The organism is Haloferax profundi (assembly GCF_001469865.1).
GTDB lineage: Archaea > Halobacteriota > Halobacteria > Halobacteriales > Haloferacaceae > Haloferax > Haloferax profundi.
The window spans coordinates 1-1,544 of the sequence record NZ_LOPV01000016.1 but is presented as its reverse complement, the minus strand read 5'-3'; the positions used below and the strand labels follow the sequence as shown (position 1 = coordinate 1,544).

General features: G+C 67.1%; 2 pseudogenes. One reads left to right on the top strand and one right to left on the bottom strand.

The window, feature by feature from the left end:
- Positions 1 to 1,014 (bottom strand): annotated as a pseudogene (gene ligA / locus AUR66_RS00755) (ATP-dependent DNA ligase LigA); the annotation flags it as partial.
- A 118-nt stretch (positions 1,015 to 1,132) separates the two neighbouring features.
- Between ligA and AUR66_RS00750 the strand changes: the two are divergent.
- Positions 1,133 to 1,544, top strand: a pseudogene (locus AUR66_RS00750) (hypothetical protein); the annotation flags it as partial.

Below are 1,544 nucleotides of genomic sequence, written 5' to 3'. Positions count from 1 at the left end.
GTCGTCGTCCATCGCCACGACTTCGCCGTCCAAGATGACGGGTTCGTCGACCGTCGCTTCGACGAACTCGACGACTTCGGGGAGCGCGTCCGTCACGTCCTCCATGTTCCGAGAGAAGAGCGACACGTCGCCAGATTCGTCGTGGTGGACCTGCACGCGAGCACCGTCGAACTTCGTCTCGACTGCCGCGGATTCCCACGCGTCGAGGGCGTCTGCGGCGGTCCCGGCCTGCGCGAGCATGGCCTGAATCGGCCGGCCGACTTCGAGGCGAACCTCGTCGAGGCCGGACTCGCCCTCGTCGCGGGTGACTTCGGCGACCATCCCGTAGTCGTTCGAGACTTGCAGTGCGCGGGCGACGCTGGCGATGGCGTCGTCGCGTCGTTCTCGTGCCGCCGACTCTGTGTCTGCGTCTACGTCGTCGTCGCGGATTGCCGCGGCGTCGTCGGGTGCGACGAGGAACGCCTCGGCGATTGCGTCGCGGACGCTGCCTTCGCCGACGCCGATGCGCATCTCCGAGAGGACGAGACGCGCGAGGAACCGCGCTTCGTCCGGGTCGGTCCGGTTGAACAGACCGTAGAGCGTCTTGAGTTTCGTGTCTTCGCTTCCCGACCCCGAGGCGGCAGCGAGTGCGCGGAGTTCGGAATCGACTTCGGCGACGGTGAGGCCGTCTTGGCCACCGCCACCGCCGAACGCTGCGAGTCCGCGTTGGCCGCCGAAGTCGTAACTCGCGGCGACAGCGCCGATTTCGCCGAGGTCAGCGAGTGTGTCCTCGACGTCGTCTGCGGAGACGTTCGGCCCAGCGGCGCGTGCAATCGCCTCGTGGCAGAGGCGGGGGCCGATATCGAGCGTCGTCGAGTCCCACGCCGGGAAGACGCGGCCTTGCACGAATCGGGCGACTGTCGAGAGGTCGTCGCCCGAGTCGCGAAACAGGTCGGCGAGGAGAGAGACGATAGCGAGGTCCGCGCTCTCTGCTTCGATGGCGGCGGCGCGGGTTGCGAACTCGGCGAACTGCATCGAGCGTGAGTATCCGCGCGCGCCCCAAAAGCATCTCGACAGTCGTCGGGGGTGTGATTCGCTGCCGAACGACCGCGCTGCCGGGACGTTCAAGAGTCTCGGCGTCCCAGCGGTGGGTATGAGCGACGACCTCGCAGAGCGCGTCGAAGACGTGCTCGCGGTCGACGCGGCCGAGTTCGAAGCACAGGCGAAAGCCGACGGAGAGGTTCTCAAGCGCGAACTGCGCGAAGGAACTTTCGACAATCATCAGTCGATCGTCGGACTGGAGTACGAGTTCTACGCCGTCTCGGACGGCCGGTGGTCCGCGAGCGAAGACGACGTTCACGCGCTCATGCGTGTGCCGCGGCGTCTGCTCGGACTCATGGGCTTCGAGAAGGAACTGGGCCTGCACAACGCCGAGATGACGACGAGTCCCCAACCGTTGAACCCCCACGGCCTCCGCGCACAGGAGTCGGAAGTTCGCGCCCGACTCGACGCGGCCCTCGATACCGCCGCCGCCGAGGGGATGCGCCTCGTCTCCGACGGGATGT